This is a genomic window from Veillonella sp. LMAG:90, assembly GCF_008679445.1.
Classification (GTDB): domain Bacteria; phylum Bacillota; class Negativicutes; order Veillonellales; family Veillonellaceae; genus Veillonella_A.
On the sequence record NZ_NAND01000001.1, the window covers coordinates 147,562 to 164,949 of the forward strand.

Consider the following 17,388-nt stretch of genomic DNA (forward strand, 5'->3'; position numbering starts at 1 on the left):
AGGCCTCCTTATAGGCTTACGCGGCATTCATCAGCCGGTTTACCTTTAACCACTCGTTTTGTTTCCTTAATGTGTAAAAGGGCTGACAACGCTTGATATTTAGGGCGTGCCATTTGATCGTTAAGCGTAGCTACCGGATTAGGGGATTCGCCCTTAGCGTATTTAGCTGCGTTTTTACCGATGGCGCGGTATACTTCTTCCGTAAGCAATGGTGCTTGTGGGAATAATTCCAAGTTGGATAACGGTTGTAAATCACGTTGGTGAATTACGGTAGTACCTTTGGATTGAATACCGATGCAAACGCCGGAACCGGATAAGCGGTCGCCTTCAACGGCTACGGCTGCTACGTCGGACGAACGATATACACGAACTACACGAGCTTTTAAGCCTTCTTCTTCAATACCGGCAACGAGTTGACGGATTACATTGCGATGTGGTACGCCTACGATAGTCGTGCGTTGGCTGCGACCAAATGCAGGACCTACAGCAATAACCACTTCATCAGGTGATGTATGGGCTTCAGCCGGGCCGCCGGTCTGAATCCAAGTATCATCTACGTCCTCTTCTTTAGGACGAGCCGGAGCCGCCGTTTCGGAGGAACCGGCAAAAGTAACAGGCTTGCTGGCGCTACCCATTTCTTTAAGCACTTCCATAATCAGTGCGCGTAAAACTTGCTCATTAACTTCAGCCATATTGATGCCTCCTTAAATATCACGCGGATCGATTGCGTTAGGAATATTTTTAATTACTTCCCAATCTTCGCCTTCCAAACGATAACCTGTGCCAACGCCGGCATAGTCGTTAGGATTGTTAATTGCTGAAATTACATTGAATTTATCGTCAAAAATAGCGGATGTCTGTAAGTAGTCACCGGCAATTTTCTGTTTCAACAAATTAAGAACGCTTTGGGCTAAATCATTGAAGCCGCGTTTAGCAAGACCTTTTACAAAGTCAATACCGGTAACGCCGCGATTCATAAGATCGGCAGCTGCTTTGATGTCAGCTACTTTATCGCGAGGCGGCATATCTTTGGAACCGTTAGCATAAGTAGCAGCTTCTACTTCTTCATCGGTAATAGCCGGTAAGCCGAGTTCAGCGAATAAACCTTGAAGCGCACGAGCTGCTTTATTACGAACAGCTACTACAGCATCTTCCGTAGCCGGTTTCAAACCGCCGTTAACTTTGAGGTCACGCTGAATGATTGTCCAGTCATCATAGTCTTCCGCATCCCAGTTGGAGCCGGCAAACATGTTGTCATAGTTTGGCGTGGAGCTGTAACCGGAACAGATGAAGTCAGTACCAGGGCAGAACTGCATGAGTGTACGAGCCGTACGACGTAAGTCGGAATGACTGAATGTCTGGTCATTACTGGATGCACATTCGAGGTCGAGCATAGCAGCGATCAAGTTTTCTGCCAATACCGCACGAATACCGGAAGGTACAGCTGCCGGAATACCGATACAGCTTACAGAACCGTTTTGGATACCTTGTACGCCGGCGCCTTTAGTAATGTAGAGGCAACGAGTTTCAAGGTATAACATGGATTTACCTTCTGCTTGACCCATCTGAACTTCAGAGCCTGTACCGGAAGTAAAACGCATTTTCAAACCACGGGAAGCATAAGCGGATGCTAAGAATGCTTTCGACCATGGAGTGTCATCACCATCGGTGAATACATCTTCAGTGCCGTATACGGAAATTGTTTCAGCATACGCTGTGAAACCGCGCATACCGAGTTCCAATTCAGTAGCTTCTTCCAAGGAGCATTGAGTCAATACGCCCGGACGACCGGCTTGGGAACCTACCAAGATACTGATAGCGTTAAGCGGTGCATAACGAGCAACCGCTACGGTTGTTTCTTCTTCGGCAAAACCGCGAAGTGCACCTTCAGCCGCATCAGCAGCGATTTGAACCGGGTTATCGTTAACGTTTGTTACGTGAGCCTGGTTAGCCATGGTGCGACGAGCACGCATTTTCTGCATACATTGCATCATTTCAACAACGTTGAAATTACTTACTACTTCAACCATTTTGGCCGGAGTCATGGATTTTGCAAGACTGGCGATTTCGCTGCGAGGTACGGTTGGTGTCAAAATCATGTTGGCGATTTTGCGGGAATCCATAGCCATAACTTCTTCAGCACGTTCCAAGCGGATTGCATAATTAGCAATAAATGTATCAATCAAGTCGAAATCTTCACGACGTTTGCCGTCAAGTTCTACAATTCGACCGTTTTCAATGCGGATACTAGGTTTAGGATCCTGCGGCGATTCCATGGCTATAAAGCCTTCTTCCACCCATTCTTTTACATAACCATCCTGGTTAACAGGGCGTTTGCTTAATACTTCAAAACGTTTTGATCTCATATGTCAAGCTTCCTTTCTATCGAAGTTAAATGTAAGAAGGAGCATCATTTTTAGGTTCGCTACCTAAAGTGCCTAATAATTCTTTACCGATTTCGCGAGCTGTAATAACAGCCTGACGAACTGCACCGGAATCACCGGAGATCTGTAAAATTACTTCGTTGGAGAAGCTTGTGCCGTTTGCAGGAGATGCATAGCCGATAACGTCTACGTTAGCTGCTTTTACAGCCACATCAGCCATTACCACGCCGATAGCTGCCGGAGCACCTACGATAAGGCCGAATGCTTTGCCTTCAGGAGCGCCGAATGCGGTGTTAATAGCATGGCTTGCGCGAGCTGTATATTGTAATTCGATGTGGCCTGCTTCATTAGCGTATACGTCGCCGAAAGTACGTTCAACTTCTTTAAGCGTTACTTCAACGGCACGTTTTACGTCGGAAACGTCGTCGCCACCGAATACGATTAAGGAACCGTGACCGGCGCCGCCTTTAGTGTCGCGCGCGAGTTCGATGCTTACGATTTCAGTGTTGGTAGCTTTTACGGCTTCATCAGCGGCCATAATGTGAGGGCCGGCACCGGTACGAGCACCTACAACACCGATTGAACGATATTTTTTTGTTAATTTCATGGCATCCAATACTTGTTGATCCACGTTAGCGATTACTAAACCGATAGTATCACCAAATTTTGCTGTGCCAATGAATTCTGTTAAACTGCAACTGTTCGCCATAATTTGTTCCGCTCCTTTGCTTTCACTTTGATTCGGGGTGGCTGCCGATAAGTTATCGGCTTTTTGTAAAACGCGTTTCAAAATCTCATCAACCATTTGATCCGTATTACTCATTAAGCTTCACCTTTTTCCTTTAAGATAACGCTTTCCACATCTTTGTGAGGCCGTGGAATTACATGCGTCGAGACAACTTGCCCTACTCGTTCGGCAGCTGCTGCACCGGCATCGACAGATGCTTTTACGGCACCTACATCGCCTCGTACCATAACGGTTACGAGACCGGAACCAATTTTTTCAGTTCCCACGAGGGCTACATTGGCGGCCTTTACCATGGCATCGGCGGCTTCAATAGCACCGACTAAGCCTTTAGTTTCAACCATACCTAGTGCTTCTTGCGACATACAATTCATCTCCTATCTTGGGCGCACATAAAACAAAAAATAAAAATTCAAATATTCACCACATTTTGCGGTTTTCTGTATACGCTAATTATACAAAATACTAGTATTCCATTTTTTAACACATTTTTACGAATTTTGATTTTTTTGTTCTACTTTTAACATTTTTTTGTTATAATTGGTATAACGATTAATCATAAAACCTCAGTAAGTTCTGTGTTTATCATGTGTTTTAGTTATTTGTTGTATTACTATTTTTTAATCCTTTTGTTTTGTACGCCCATACAAACAGAAAAGAGAGAGGGGTGGCAACGATGCCAACCGGTAATTTTAAGACAGAAACAACCATGATTAATGAGATCATGCGTGATTTTACAAACATTACGGAATTAGCAGCCGTATATGTAGATTTGCGCGGTCGTGTGCTTTCGTGCAAATACAACTTCAGTTATTTTTGCAAGTATATTCGCAGTCATCCTACATTGTCGCGTCTTTGCGCCTATTGCGACGCCTATGGCGGCCTCGAAGCATCCAAAGGACATTGCCCGTCTGCTTATCGCTGTCATGCAGGCATTGTAGACTTTTCTGTGCCCGTAATTCATGAAGGTCATTTACTGGGCTTTATTTGTGCCGGTCAAACAGCCGTAACGGATCCGCAGTTGCCACAAATTGCAGCACGCAGTGATTGGCAAAACGACACAACGGCCAAAATGTATTACCGTCAATTGCCCATTTATTCTACGGAAGAAATAAATAGTGCCTCTAAAGTATTGAACCTTATGGCCGGCCATTATTTCCCGGACATATTAAACCGCAGTCTTGATATTCCTGAATTACAAAGCAGTAAATCCGATGTACAGCATCATATGAAAACGTCGTATCGTCCGGAAATAAAAAGGGCTCTTGTTTATATCGACAAGCATTTAAACAACAACCCTTCACTACGGGATATTGCCTCCCACGTTTACTTAAGTGAATCCTATTTGTCCAAAATCTTTAAACAAGAAACGGGCATGTCCCTCGTGCAATATATTAATGAACGCAAATTGGAACAGGCCAAATTGATGCTTCGCGGTTCTGACTCATCTATCGAATCCATTGCTCGTAATCTGGGCTATAATCGAACCAGCTACTTCTGCAAGGTTTTCAAAGAAGCTACTTCGGAAACACCGCATTCCTATCGTCGTAAATACAGATTTTAAAAAATAGCTTTATAGCCAAAAGATTTTGCAAGAATTTCTAAACGTTCTTAGCAAAATATATCCGCAAATATGAAAGCAGTATTTAACTCACAATTGAATTAAATACTGCTTTTTTGCTAACTATAAATCATTATTCAATTTTTAATTTGTGGAGGCCCCCATGATTAATAAAGAACGCCTATTAGCACATCTCAACGCCATGCAAACCATAAGCACCATCGAAGGTGTGCCGGGAATCAATCGCATTGCCTTTACTGATGAGGATTGGCAGGGACGGAACTATCTCATAAAACAGCTGAAAGAGCTTGGTCTAAGCTTACGCATCGATGACTTCGGCAATGTCATCGGCCGTTACGAAGGTCATAATCCCGACGCCCCGGCCATCATGATGGGGTCCCATACCGACAGCGTGCCCCAAGGCGGTAACTACGACGGTCTTGCCGGTATCGTGGCCGCCCTGGAAGTTATCACCGATTTAAAAGAATCAAAAGAAATGCCGGAGCATCCGCTTGATATTGTCCTCTTCATGTGCGAAGAATCAAGCCGCTTTGGCAGTGCCACTTTGGGAAGCCAGGCTATGCGCGGTCAATTGAGTCTCGATCGTTTGCAAACATTGCGCGATAAAAAGGGACTCAGTCTCTATGAAGTACTCAAAGAACGCGGCTTTAATCCGGATACCCTTCCTCATGCAAAATTTACGACGCCCCTAAAAGCCTTTTTAGAACTTCATATCGAACAAGGCATTGTTCTCGAAAAAACAAACCACACCATAGGTATCGTAACCGGTATCGCTGCACCCACACGCTATAAGGTGCATATTCACGGCACCGCCGGTCATAGCGGAGCCACGCCTATGAATCACCGCCACGACGGTCTGTGTACAGCCGCCGAAATCATCCTTGCTGCCGAACGGATTGCTCAAAACAGCGAACCTATTCCGGTCGTAGCTACCGTCGGTGTTATCGAAGCCACGCCAGGTGTCATGAACGTCATCCCCGGCGAAGTAACCTTAGGTCTCGACATTCGCAGCATTTCCGCCGAAGCCAAAACGCGCGCTACCCAAGACATTCTGCACGCCATTTCACAAGTCGGCGCCCAACGCGAGATTCCTATCGACACCACGCTAATCGCCGATGAAATCCCGCTCATGGTCAAAGACTCTATGATTAAAGCCATGGAAACGGTGGCTCAAGCTAAACAGTACAATTATATGACCCTCTCCAGCGGTGCCGGCCACGATGCCATGAACTGGGGTGATTACACCGATGTAGGCATGATTTTCATTCCTTGTCGCGCCGGCGTAAGCCACAACCCGGCCGAAGCTATCGACATTCAGGATTTAGTAACCGGTACAAAATATTTGAAAGACCTTATCCTCTATTTAGACCAACAGTAATATACAAAATTTTCTATACATTTATACATTTTGTAGAGTATATAAAAATGTCCTTATATACTCTACTTTTGTTTATTTTATTGTGTTTTTAAGGTAACTACATTTGTTTTTATGTGTATAATTAGTTATATTTTATGCACAAATAAACAACATATAGAATTTATAATATAATATATTTTATAAGAACTAAGGCACGAATTCTAATATATATCGGCTTAAATGCATTCTCATGATTTTTGTATACATAGAAGTTTACTGAAATTTTATTGTATTTTTACGCAATCACATAGTATAATATTATCAAGTTGAAATATTTATTAAATGAAGGGCTTTTTCACTCGTAAAACTCTCCTTCCGTACTCATCATTTTCCAGTTTCATAATACCGGATGCCATCATTATTCCAATTAATTCAACTACTACGGTTACCCACCTGTATTATGAAGCCCCTTTTAATAAGGGAGTCAGCTTGCTTAAAGGAGGCGTTGTTTATGGGCGCAGAAGTCTTGACAGTCAAAATCAGTAGCGTACAAGCGGTCGCACTCGCATTTGTGACGTATTTCATCGGTTTATGGATTAAAAACCGAGTTCCCGTATTTCAAAAACTCAGCTTACCGGCTGCGGTAATCGGTGGTCTACCGTTCGCTTTTATCCTTTCCGGTTTGCGTGTATACGGAATTCTACAAGTAGATTTTGACAACACCTTATCTACCGTAGCCCTCTTAGTATTCTTTACCACCATCGGTATGATGGCCAGCTTAAAACTCATCAAATACGGTGGCTTAGCTCTCATCTTATACTTAATTGTATCTTCCATTCTCGGTTTTGTTCAGAACCTCTTGGGTATGTCCATTGCCGGTGCCATGGGCATTGACTTCCACTACGGCATCTTGGCCGGTGCTGTTTCCCTCATGGGTGGTCTCGGTACCTCGGCAGCCTTCGGTCCATATTTTGAAACCACTTACGGTATTCCGGGTGCCACAACCGTTGCCATCACAGCAGCAACCTTCGGGATGGTAGTAGCCCTCGTACTCGGTGGACCTTTCGGCGAATTCTTAATCAAACACTACAAAATTAAAACACCGGGTACACAACATATCGATCCGGCCACAACGCCAAATGCAACTAAAATATTCCGGCAGCCGATACTGATAATCCGGCAGCAGCTCAATTGGAACCGCATGTATTCGATATGTCTATTCTTGAAGAAGAAGAAACAACCGACGTAAACGGCGTATTAAAAGCAGCCGGCTTCGTATTCGTAGCCGTAGGTCTCGGTGCCGTACTTAGTGCGTACCTCAACACCATCATTACCTTACCTGCTTACATCGGTGCCATGCTCGTAGCAGCTGTTATCCGTAACATCGGCGATTTCTCCGGTATGTATCGTGTACAAGGCGGCGGCCTCAATGTAGTATCCGAAGTAGCCTTAACAGTTTACGTTACCATGGCTATCAACAGCTTGAAACTCTACGAATTGATTCACTTGGCTTTACCGCTCGTAGTCATCCTCCTTGCTCAGACACTTCTCATGATTGTCTTCGCATGGCTCGGTTACTTCTTGCTCTTTGGTAAAAACTACGACGGCGTTATGCTCGGCGTAGGCGGTATCGGTTTTGCCATGGGTGCTACTGCCAACGGTCTTGCCAACATGCAGTCCTTGGCTGAAAAATACGGTCCGTCCCCTAAAGCTTGGCTCATCGTATCACTCGTTGGTGCCTTCTTGATTGACTTCGTCAATGCCATTATTATTACGTGGATGGGGACTTGGTAAGAACGGCATAAGGTTCGTCCTTAAGCTCCTGATGGGCTCTACATCAGAGCTAAAAACAGCATAAACTTATAAAGAATGGAGAGGCTCCACATCTAAGGCTTGGTTTTTGCAAGCAAAAAAGACCCTTAGATGTGGACCTCTCCATTTCTTCTTCCCAGAGTACTTTATGTCTGTTTTTAGCGACGCAGAGCACTCCATCAGGGGCTTTGCGCAAAGAACTTTATGCCTGTTCTTACCGGCGTTGGTGGGAGATAGAGGCTTGGTTTTGCAAGCAAAAAAGACCCTTAGATGTGGACCTCTCCATTTCTTCTTCCCAGAGTACTTTATGTCTGTTTTTAGCGACGTAGAGCACTCCATCAGGGGCTTTGCGCAAAGAACTTTATGGCCGTTCTTACCGGCGGAGGAGGATAGAGGGGAGGTTTCTGCAACGCAGAAACCTCCCCTCTTCTCCCTCTCCCCGTTATAAAACGGCGAGAGGTTTTCTGCGAAAAGAAGGCCGTGATACAATTTCTGAGAGTCTTTTTGCTGCGCAAAACCAAGCCTTAGAAATTGCATCACGGCCTTCGCAAAAAAGCTCGCGTGTTTTACTTAACTAATAAAATTACTATCGGCAATGTAACGGCCGACAGCACGGTGGTGGCGACGACTAGTTGGGTGGCGTATTCAGTTTCGGTACGAAGTACGCCCGCAATGAGTGCTGTGGTTACGCCGGCCGGCACAGCCGCGGAGATAACGAGGACTTGCATAACGAGTTCCGAAACGGGGCCGGCTATGAGTTCATAGGGCCAAATAACGAGCCAAGCCATTAATGGTCCCACAATCAAACGGACCGCGCTACCCCACATAACGTCGCGATTAAAGAAGTTGAACGGGGTTCTGGCCAGTTGTACGCCCAAAGTAAAGAGGGCCACCATGACGAGAGCGTTACTCACATTGGTAAGGACGGGCCAAAAGAATGTTTGATCCACGGGAATTTTACCGAAATTACAAATTAAAGCCAAGGCTACGGCGTAAATAATCGGCATTTTAAAAACTAATTTGACCGCATCAGTGCTACTCATTTTGCCCTGTCCCGCAAAATAAAAGCCAAGGCTGTTGGTCACGATGTTTTGCCAAACAAAGACAACGATTTGAATGGCGATAGCCGCCTGCAGCCATATAGGCGAGCCGTCTTGTAAAAACGGTTCATTGGAGTAGATAAATACAATAAGCGGCACACCAATGTTACCGCAGTTATTAAAGAGTACCGCATTGCGGAAGATACCGCTTTTTTCATGGGACAGGCCCAACATTTTTTCAAAAACCAAACTGGCCAGCCAGGTGGCCGCAAAACCAATCACCGTGAGCCACACTACTTGGGCACTTTCAGCGGTCACGTTGTAACTGTATGTATTCGTAAACAAAAATGCCGGCGCCACCACATAGAAGTTCATTTTACTGAGTGTATCAAGGTCCATGTGGAATTTTTTATCCATAAAATAGCCGATGAGGACCAATAATAATATAGGCAGAACCGTCGTCAGGAAAATATGCAAAATCATTTATTACTTGGCACCCCACACTAAATTATACAGCGATTCGCCGATAGTGCCTGCCTGAATGGCGGCCGGTTTGGAATCATAAGTGTATTCGCTTTTATCGTAAGCGATGCCGGTTTGATGGAAATACTGCATATCCAAGGTTTGGATGGTGCGTTCATTCTTCTTAATTTCCATTTTTTCAAAATAATAGTCTCCACCCGGTTGAATTACACGAATCCAAAGTTGGGCTACATCGTCTTCTTTGTCGACGCTGCTGTTGTCGATGGATGTTGTGTTATCATGAATGTCGGCACCTACATAATACCAATAATCCGCTGCCTGTACAGGCGCTAACAATGATAGGCTCAATGTACCTACCAGGCCTAACATGGCCAATGTTCTATTCAGTAGTCTCATAATTAGCCTCTTTCTATATAAATTAAAACCTAAATAAATCAAAAGTTACATTATAAAATATCCATGCTAATGGGCATGCTAGTGTCATGCTAATATCCATACTAAACTATATCGATTTGTTTAGCATACACAACATTATACCCACTTAGACTGAGTTTTCAAGTCTAAAAAAGTGAAAATGGTCTGAACTGCTATCATTCAGACCACTACAAAAAGCCACAGTAAGCCGTAATCATCTTCGGCTACCGTGGCTTTATTTAATTTATTTGTAAATTAAGGCTATTTAACGCGCCAGGAAACCCACGCAACCTTATCTTCCGATGTATTACGAATGCGGCCGTCTTCCGTGCGATACGGCGCCAATAAAGGCAAAATTTCAGCACGCATAGCTTCTTCCGTACCCCATTCTTCCGAATGAAGGCGCATAGTAAAGTAGCGAAGGGCTTCTTCTTCCGTGAAAAATTCCACTTCCGGCACGTTTACATATTCCACTGCCACGTCTTGGCCAACTTTTTTAACCGTAGCAATAACATCATCTACATTAGCCTGCCATTTGAAGTCGTCTTTTTGACCGTAAAAGTGTTCATATAAAGCGTCCACGATAGTGTCCTGACGACCGGCAAAACCAACGAACAAGCAGGCATTGCGGCTTGTCTTGGTCAATGCTTCAATATTGTTCATGTCAAACATAACAGGACAGAAAAAGCTGTAACTCAAATCAAATTGACGTTCCCAGCCGAGTTCTTCACGAGTGGTTTCACTCCACGGACCTACGTAAAGGTCCAAATCAAGATCTTCTTTTTCCGCTATTTTACGAGCGCCCGCAATCATACCATTCGATAAATCGATGCCCGTAGCCTGATACCCCAGTTTGGCAAGGCCCAAGGAGTAGTCACCGACACCGCAGCCTACATCGAGGGTACGACCGCCCGGAACCGGTAACAAGTTATGTTTTTTCAAAAAATCTATAAAATTCGTAACTTGCGCAGCACGTTCTTGTTTGTCATGTAATTCCACAAAAAATTCGGAACGATTATTCCACGCCTCTTGTTCTGAGCGCCATTCCACTTCATTTTCGTGAATATTCGTTACTCGCACATTGCTCATAAAAGTCCTCCTATTGATAATTTATATCAATTCTAATATTTTCTATATATAGAGTACTCTTATTTTGTTCCTGTGACAAATACCAATTACGAATAATAGCCTATTTTCAGATGCATATTATCTTGAGATATAATCTCATTTTCATAATATATCGGCCTCTCATTTACCTAATATGGGGGCCTCTCATTTTCCTAATACATCGGCAAAGGATTCCACCGTACGATCTATGGCATCAGTCAATGTCTTATTATCCGTATTGAGCGGCGGATTGAAGTAGAGCACATCACCCAATGGACGAAGCAATAAACCATGGTCCAATGCTTTTTTGTATATCTGATAGCCTGTACGTGCTTTGCTTGGCAATGGTTCTTTCGTTGCCGGATCTTTAACCAATTCAATGGCATTAATGAGTCCGATATGACGAATTTCACCCACATTCGGATGTTTACCCAATGCATCTTCCAAGGCATTGTGCAAGAAGACCGCTTTATCTTGCGCCGCCGCTAAGACACCGTCGTTTTGCAAAATATCCAAAGTAGCCAGCGCAGCTGAACACCCCAATGGATTGCCCGCATAGGTATGACTGTGCATAAACGCTTTGTACTCGAAATAATCGGCATAGAAGGCATCATAAATCTTATCGGTAACAGCCATGATGGACATCGGCATATAACCGGCGGTCAAGGCTTTGGAAATGGTCATGATATCCGGTGTAATGCCGGCATGGTCGCACGCAAACATTTTGCCCGTACGGCCAAAACCGGTGGCAATTTCATCCGCAATAAGAAGGACGCCGTATTCATCGCAAAGAGCACGTAATTTTTTCAAATACAATGGCGGATAGATACGCATACCCGCACAGCCCTGTACGATTGGTTCCACAATAACAGCCGCCAATTCATGACTATGTTTGGCGAAATTTTCTTCCATATGCTCGAAACATTCGCAGCCACAGGTTTCACGCGTCTTATTATATGGGCAACGGAAACAATCCGGCGCTTCCGTATGGATTGTTTCCATCAGCATTGGCTGATACATTTTAGCAAATAAATCCATACTGCCAACAGCCAAAGCACCCATGGTTTCCCCGTGATAACTTTCAGTGAGACACATGAATTTCTGACGTTCCGGATGCCCCGTTTGATATTGATACTGGAAAGCCACTTTAAGAGCGCATTCAACGGCACCGGAGCCATTGTCGTTAAAATGTAATTTGTTGAGTCCTTTTGGCAATACTTTAGTCAACTCTTCCGCCAAGGTAATAGCCGGTTTATGACTCAAATTAGCAAAAATAACATGTTCCAATGTATCCAGCTGTTTTTTGATGGACGCATTGATTTTCGGATTGCAGTGCCCCAATAAATTACACCACCAAGAGCTGATAATATCGATATATTCATTGCCGTCTACATCATATAAATACGAACCTTTGCCATGGTCAATAACAATGGGCGGCAATGTTTCATAATCCTTCATTTGTGAACAAGGATGCCAAATATGCGCTAAATCTCTTTCAACCCACACCTGTGAACTCATGTTGAACTCCTTTTACCTCTAAATACCTATACCTAATCATTACGTATGTTAACTGTATTCGCAGCCTGATACGCGCCTAACTTAACTAATACGTAACCTAACTTAATATGTAAAAACTTATATATAACCCTTACATGTTGCTGTTTGAAAAAAATATTGCTTACACTTCGTCATATAAGGCGGCTAACGTATCCGCGGAAACACCTAAGTCCTTAGCCCCTTCCGGTACGCAAGCAATTACCGGTACGCCCGTTAATTCTTCAATCATCAGCTTATTATCCCGTTCCATCGGGCTATCCGTATAGAAGTTTAAAATAACCCCTTTAACCGGAATATTACGAGCCCGCAAGTATTCGATGGTCAAGACCGTAGCATTAATCGTACCCAATCCGGCATGAGCTACCAACAAGGTCGGCAAATTGAACCATTGGATAACGTCTTCCAGAAAAATATGTGCCGTTTCATCATAGCGCAATGGACACATAATGCCACCGCTACCTTCCATGGTGACGTATTCGAAGTTTTCTTTTGCTTTCGCAAAAGCCGCTTCTACTACGGCTTTTTCAAGAGGATGACCTTCCCATTGAGCTGCCAAATGAGGCGATACGGCATGATCATATAAATAAGATAATAAATCTTCGTCCGGTACATCAATGCCGGCCACTTTTTTCACATAACCCGCATCACTGGCTGCAATTGACGGCGCACCACTGACCGCCGCTTTATAATAACCGGCCTTATATTGACCGTCTCGCAATGTTTTCACCAAAAGGCCGGTAATGAATGTCTTGCCGATATCCGTTCCCGTGCCCAATACAAATAAGCCCTTACTCTTTGATTCGAGTTGTGCCATAATAACATCCCTTCCTCTATTATTACCCTATTTGTTAACACGTGGTTAACAAATTGATTTTGATTTAATTTAATCACGCCAAGGGGTTATTGTCAACTCGAACCATTTTAGTATGGTTTATAATTTAATCGAAAGATTTTTAAAAATTGCATTTTTAATATACCCAAAAGGCATTCAATCATCGTTTTTACCACTATTGATTACATTTGTTCAAAAAACGTCATTCATCATTGACTAAATGAGCGATTATGATTATATTATAGTTAAGATAAACCATAATTAAGCAAAATACTAATATAATTAATAAAATATATGTGATGTTACACAGAGGAGATTCCCATGCTATCAGAAGAACGGCAATCCTTAATTCTCGAACGGTTACGGACTAAACGGGCCGTTACCGTACAGGAGTTGGTGCAAGACCTTGATTCCTCCGCGGCCACGATTCGTCGCGATTTAACCGAACTGCATCAGAAGGGCTTACTACAAAAGGTGCACGGCGGCGCTGTAAGTTGCGATGTAGACTATTTCACCACCGAACCCGATATGTCGACGAAAGCCAATTTGTTTACTGATGAAAAAACGGCGATTGCCCAAGCAGCAGCCACTCTCATTGAAGAGCACGACTTCGTCTTTATCGATGCAGGCACCACGACGGAAATGATGTTACCTTTTGTAAATGCTAAAAATGTAACCTTTGTCACAAACGGCACATCTCATGCAGCAGCGCTGGCAGCCCGTTATCGTCGTGTCATTCTCCTTGGTGGTCAGGTAAAAGCGGTTACCGGTGCCATCATTGGCGACACAGCTTTACAACAATTAGATGTTTTTAATTTTACCAAAGGCTTCTTCGGAACCAACGGCGTCAGCATAAAAGGCGGTTTCAGTACACCGGATCCGGCCGAAGCAGCTATCAAAGCCAAAGCGATTCATAAATGTCATCGTGCTTACGTACTTTGTGATTCGTCAAAATTTGACAAAATATCGTCTGTTACGTTTGCCCCATTGGAAAGTGCAACGATTATTACAACTAAAGTAAAAGGTGCTTATCATAACTATACTGAAATTAAGGAGGTAGAGCCATGATTTACACGGTTACTTTTAATCCGTCCCTCGACTATGTCATGCGCGTTAACGGCTTTGAAGCAAACGGCGTTAATCGCACCTATGAAGACTTCATCGTAGCCGGCGGTAAAGGGATTAATGTATCCATTATGTTGCGTCATTTAGGCCACGAGAACACAGCCTTAGGCTTCATTGCCGGTTTTACGGGCGATGAAATCGTTCGTCAACTGCGCGAAGAAGGTTGTGAAGAAGCCTTTATTCGACTTGAAAAAGGGTATTCCCGCATCAATGTGAAATTAAAGAGCAACGGTGAAACAGAAATCAATGCGCAAGGTCCGGTTATCACCGAAGACGCCATGGCTAAGCTCTACAAACAGCTTGATACGTTAGAGAGCGGTGATACCTTAGTTCTCTCCGGCAGCATTCCCAAAGGACTTCCGGAAACAACCTATCGTGATATCATGGAGCGCCTCAGCGCTCGCAATATTCGCATCATCGTCGATGCCACCCAAGATTTACTCATGAATGTACTCGATTTAAAACCGTTTTTAATTAAGCCGAATCATCACGAATTAGAAAGTGTATTCCATACAAAATTTACAACGGAAAAAGACATCATCGAAGCCGCCCGCCAATTACAGGCCAAAGGTGCTCAGAACGTCCTCGTATCAAGAGCCGCTGACGGAGCCGTATTAGTTGATGCTAACGGCGAGGTACGAACCAGCCCCGTACCGAAAGGCAAACTCGTCAATTCCGTAGGTTCCGGTGATTCCATGGTGGCCGGTTTCTTGGCCGGCTATATCGAATCGGATGGCCAATATGACAAAGCCCTGGCTATGGGCGTCGCCGCCGGTTCAGCGTCCGCCTTTGAAGAGTGGCTCGCAAATCGTGAACAAGTAGAAGCATTATTGGAGAAGGAGTAATATCATGAAAATTACGGATTTACTACAGAAGCAATCAATTCAATTGAACGCCCATCCGACCAACAAAGATATCGCCATTCGCCAACTGGCCGAATTGATGGATGCAAGCGGTAATTTAAAAAATAAAGAACAGTACATCAAAGATGTATTGATTCGTGAAGAATCCGGCTCCACCGGTCTCGGCATGGGGCTTGCTACCCCGCATGCTAAAAGTATCGGCGTAAAAGCACCGGGCCTATCCGCTATGACGGTGCCGGAAGGCATGGACTTCGAAAGCCTGGACGGCGAACCGACCCGCCTATTTTTCATGATTGCCGCCCCGGAAGGGCAAGCCGATACCCATGTGCAGGTTCTTGCCAACTTAGCAACCCTCATCATGGATCCCGAATTTAAAGAAGCGCTCATCAAAGCACAAACCGTTGAAGGATTCCTCGCTTTAATTGATGTAAAAGAAGCAGACCAATTCAAACCGAAAATGACAGAAACGGAAGCATTAGCTATTGTGGAACAAAACGTAACCACAGCCGCTACCGCTGCGCCTAACGCTAAACAAGAGGCTCAACAACCGGCAAAAGCACCAAAAGCAATGCCGGCTAAAGCTGCCGACGGCTCTTATCGCGTACTGGCAGTAACCGCTTGCCCTACCGGCATCGCTCATACCGCTATGGCCGCTGAAGCCTTAACCCGCACAGCTGCTGACATGGGCATTACCATTAAAGTAGAACAAAACGGTGCAGCCGGCGTTAAAGACGCCATCACCGCCGAAGACATCAAAAATGCGGAATGTATCATTGTGGCAGCCGACAAGAGCGTTCCTATGGAGCGTTTTAACGGCAAACCGCTCATTCAGGTAAAAGTAGCCGACGGCATCAATAAAGCCAAAGAATTATTGGAAGAAGCAACGTCCGGCAAGGCGCCAATCTTCGAAGCAGGCGAAGAAAAAGCCGACAAAAATGCCATTACCGCCCAAGACAGCTTCGGTCGCCAGATTTACAAACATTTGATGAACGGCGTATCCCATATGTTACCGTTCGTTATTGGCGGCGGTATCCTTATTGCCCTCGCCTTCTTATTCGACGACTTCAATCCGGCCGACCCAAGTAAATTCGGTTCCGGTACGGAACTGGCCGCCTTCTTCATGAAAATCGGCGGTGCCTCCTTCAGCTTCATGTTGCCGGTCTTAGCCGGTTTCATCGGCATGAGTATTGCCGACCGTCCGGGTCTTGCCGTCGGTTTCGTCGGCGGTTATCTCGCCAACGCAGGCGGTTCCGGTTTCCTCGGCGCCCTCTTGGCAGGTTTTGTGGCCGGTTATCTCATGCTCTTATTAAAACGAGTTTTCTCCGGCTTACCACAATCTTTGGAAGGTATCAAACCGGTTTTACTCTATCCGGTATTGGGGGTACTCTTCATGGGTATCATCATTACCTTCATTATTAACCCACCTGTTGGTGCACTTAACGAAGGCTTGATGAACGCCTTGAAGAGCATGGACACCAGCAGCCGTATCGTTATCGGTATCATCTTTGCCGGCATGATGGCCGTTGATATGGGTGGTCCGGTAAATAAAGCGGCTTATGTAATCGGCACAGGTCTTCTCGCTACCGGCGAATACGGTGTTATGGCGGCCGTTATGGCCGGCGGTATGGTGCCTCCATTGGCTATCGCCCTTTGCACAACGTTCTTCCCTAATCGCTTCACTCCGGCTGAACGTAAATCCGGTATTACCAACTATGTTATGGGCTTCTCCTTCATCACCGAAGGAGCTATTCCATTCGCCGCAGCCGATCCGGTTCGCGTAATTCCATCCTGTATCGTTGGGGCAGCTGTAGCCGGTGCTTTATCCATGGCCTTTGAATGTACCTTGCGCGCTCCACATGGCGGTATTTTCGTAGTACCTACCATCGGCAACCCGCTCATGTACTTATTGGCTATCTTAGTAGGCTCTGTTGTGACCGCTTTATTATTGGCTATTTTGAAAAAACCGTTAAAAGCCTAATATCCGGCTAATAGACAATAACCTCATGCATAAAATTTTTACACGCAATGCCTAACCCTTATAAAAATACCCCTGAGTCCTATGGATTCAGGGGTATTGCCATATTGCC

General features: G+C 44.7%; 16 protein-coding genes. 7 read left to right on the forward strand and 9 right to left on the reverse strand.

What is annotated here, in order from left to right; translation table 11 throughout:
• Positions 1 to 8: 8 nt before the first annotated feature.
• Genes CCC71_RS00665 through CCC71_RS00680 form a run of 4 tightly spaced genes read right to left on the reverse strand, consistent with a single transcriptional unit; the run spans position 9 to position 3,494 of the window.
• Positions 9 to 692 carry a propanediol/glycerol family dehydratase medium subunit gene (locus tag CCC71_RS00665; protein ID WP_021842301.1) on the reverse strand — a complete coding sequence of 228 codons (684 nt, stop codon included), beginning with the start codon at positions 690 to 692 and terminating at the stop codon, positions 9 to 11.
• A gap of 12 nt (positions 693 to 704) precedes the next feature.
• Positions 705 to 2,366 (reverse strand): propanediol/glycerol family dehydratase large subunit, encoded by a 1,662-nt coding sequence (locus CCC71_RS00670; RefSeq protein ID WP_021842302.1) that lies wholly within the window; start codon positions 2,364 to 2,366, stop codon positions 705 to 707.
• A 25-nt stretch (positions 2,367 to 2,391) separates the two neighbouring features.
• On the reverse strand, positions 2,392 to 3,207 hold the full coding sequence (pduB, locus tag CCC71_RS00675; protein ID WP_021842303.1) for a propanediol utilization microcompartment protein PduB: 816 nt from the start codon (positions 3,205 to 3,207) through the stop codon (positions 2,392 to 2,394).
• Complete coding sequence (locus tag CCC71_RS00680) at positions 3,207 to 3,494, reverse strand: BMC domain-containing protein (protein WP_021842304.1); 288 nt, start codon at positions 3,492 to 3,494, stop codon at positions 3,207 to 3,209. Before CCC71_RS00680 ends, pduB begins: the two co-directional genes overlap by 1 nt.
• Positions 3,495 to 3,805: 311 nt before the next feature.
• Between CCC71_RS00680 and CCC71_RS00685 the strand changes: the two genes are divergently transcribed.
• From CCC71_RS00685 to CCC71_RS00700, 4 genes are all read left to right on the forward strand, one after another.
• The gene (locus CCC71_RS00685; RefSeq protein WP_296333588.1) at positions 3,806 to 4,693 is read left to right on the forward strand and encodes a PocR ligand-binding domain-containing protein; all 888 of its coding nucleotides are present in this window, start codon (positions 3,806 to 3,808) and stop codon (positions 4,691 to 4,693) included.
• 160 nt (positions 4,694 to 4,853) lie between these two features.
• Entirely contained in the window at positions 4,854 to 6,089 is a 1,236-nt protein-coding gene (locus tag CCC71_RS00690) for a M20 family metallo-hydrolase (RefSeq protein WP_021842306.1), read from the forward strand.
• 490 nt (positions 6,090 to 6,579) lie between these two features.
• Positions 6,580 to 7,317, forward strand: coding sequence for a sodium/glutamate symporter (locus CCC71_RS00695; protein WP_296332643.1), 738 nt, complete (start codon positions 6,580 to 6,582; stop codon positions 7,315 to 7,317).
• Positions 7,281 to 7,862, forward strand: a complete 582-nt coding sequence (locus tag CCC71_RS00700; protein ID WP_296332647.1) for a sodium/glutamate symporter — start codon at positions 7,281 to 7,283, stop codon at positions 7,860 to 7,862. Before CCC71_RS00695 ends, CCC71_RS00700 begins: the two co-directional genes overlap by 37 nt.
• Before the next feature lie 584 nt (positions 7,863 to 8,446).
• Here the strand turns inward: CCC71_RS00700 and CCC71_RS00705 are convergent.
• The 5 genes from CCC71_RS00705 to bioD all read right to left on the reverse strand — a co-directional run bounded on the left by CCC71_RS00705 (position 8,447) and on the right by bioD (position 13,295).
• A complete protein-coding gene (locus CCC71_RS00705) occupies positions 8,447 to 9,403 on the reverse strand; it encodes an AEC family transporter (RefSeq protein ID WP_226974423.1) in 957 nt (318 codons plus the stop codon).
• A 3-nt stretch (positions 9,404 to 9,406) separates the two neighbouring features.
• Positions 9,407 to 9,799 carry a hypothetical protein gene (locus CCC71_RS00710; protein ID WP_021842309.1) on the reverse strand — a complete coding sequence of 131 codons (393 nt, stop codon included), beginning with the start codon at positions 9,797 to 9,799 and terminating at the stop codon, positions 9,407 to 9,409.
• Positions 9,800 to 10,078: 279 nt separating this feature from the next.
• The gene (locus CCC71_RS00715; protein WP_021842310.1) at positions 10,079 to 10,906 is read right to left on the reverse strand and encodes a class I SAM-dependent methyltransferase; all 828 of its coding nucleotides are present in this window, start codon (positions 10,904 to 10,906) and stop codon (positions 10,079 to 10,081) included.
• A gap of 183 nt (positions 10,907 to 11,089) precedes the next feature.
• Positions 11,090 to 12,442 carry an adenosylmethionine--8-amino-7-oxononanoate transaminase gene (bioA, locus tag CCC71_RS00720; RefSeq protein ID WP_021842311.1) on the reverse strand — a complete coding sequence of 451 codons (1,353 nt, stop codon included), beginning with the start codon at positions 12,440 to 12,442 and terminating at the stop codon, positions 11,090 to 11,092.
• Positions 12,443 to 12,602: 160 nt separating this feature from the next.
• The gene (gene bioD / locus CCC71_RS00725; RefSeq protein WP_021842312.1) at positions 12,603 to 13,295 is read right to left on the reverse strand and encodes a dethiobiotin synthase; all 693 of its coding nucleotides are present in this window, start codon (positions 13,293 to 13,295) and stop codon (positions 12,603 to 12,605) included.
• A 339-nt stretch (positions 13,296 to 13,634) separates the two neighbouring features.
• Between bioD and CCC71_RS00730 the strand changes: the two genes are divergently transcribed.
• From CCC71_RS00730 to CCC71_RS00740, 3 genes are read left to right on the forward strand one after another with little or no spacing between them, the layout of a single operon-like run.
• Positions 13,635 to 14,381 (forward strand): DeoR/GlpR family DNA-binding transcription regulator, encoded by a 747-nt coding sequence (locus CCC71_RS00730; RefSeq protein ID WP_021842313.1) that lies wholly within the window; start codon positions 13,635 to 13,637, stop codon positions 14,379 to 14,381.
• Positions 14,378 to 15,283, forward strand: coding sequence for a 1-phosphofructokinase (gene pfkB / locus CCC71_RS00735; RefSeq protein WP_021842314.1), 906 nt, complete (start codon positions 14,378 to 14,380; stop codon positions 15,281 to 15,283). The genes CCC71_RS00730 and pfkB overlap by 4 nt, the downstream gene beginning before the upstream one ends.
• A gap of 4 nt (positions 15,284 to 15,287) precedes the next feature.
• A complete protein-coding gene (locus CCC71_RS00740) occupies positions 15,288 to 17,279 on the forward strand; it encodes a PTS fructose transporter subunit IIABC (RefSeq protein ID WP_021842315.1) in 1,992 nt (663 codons plus the stop codon).
• Positions 17,280 to 17,388: the final 109 nt, after the last annotated feature.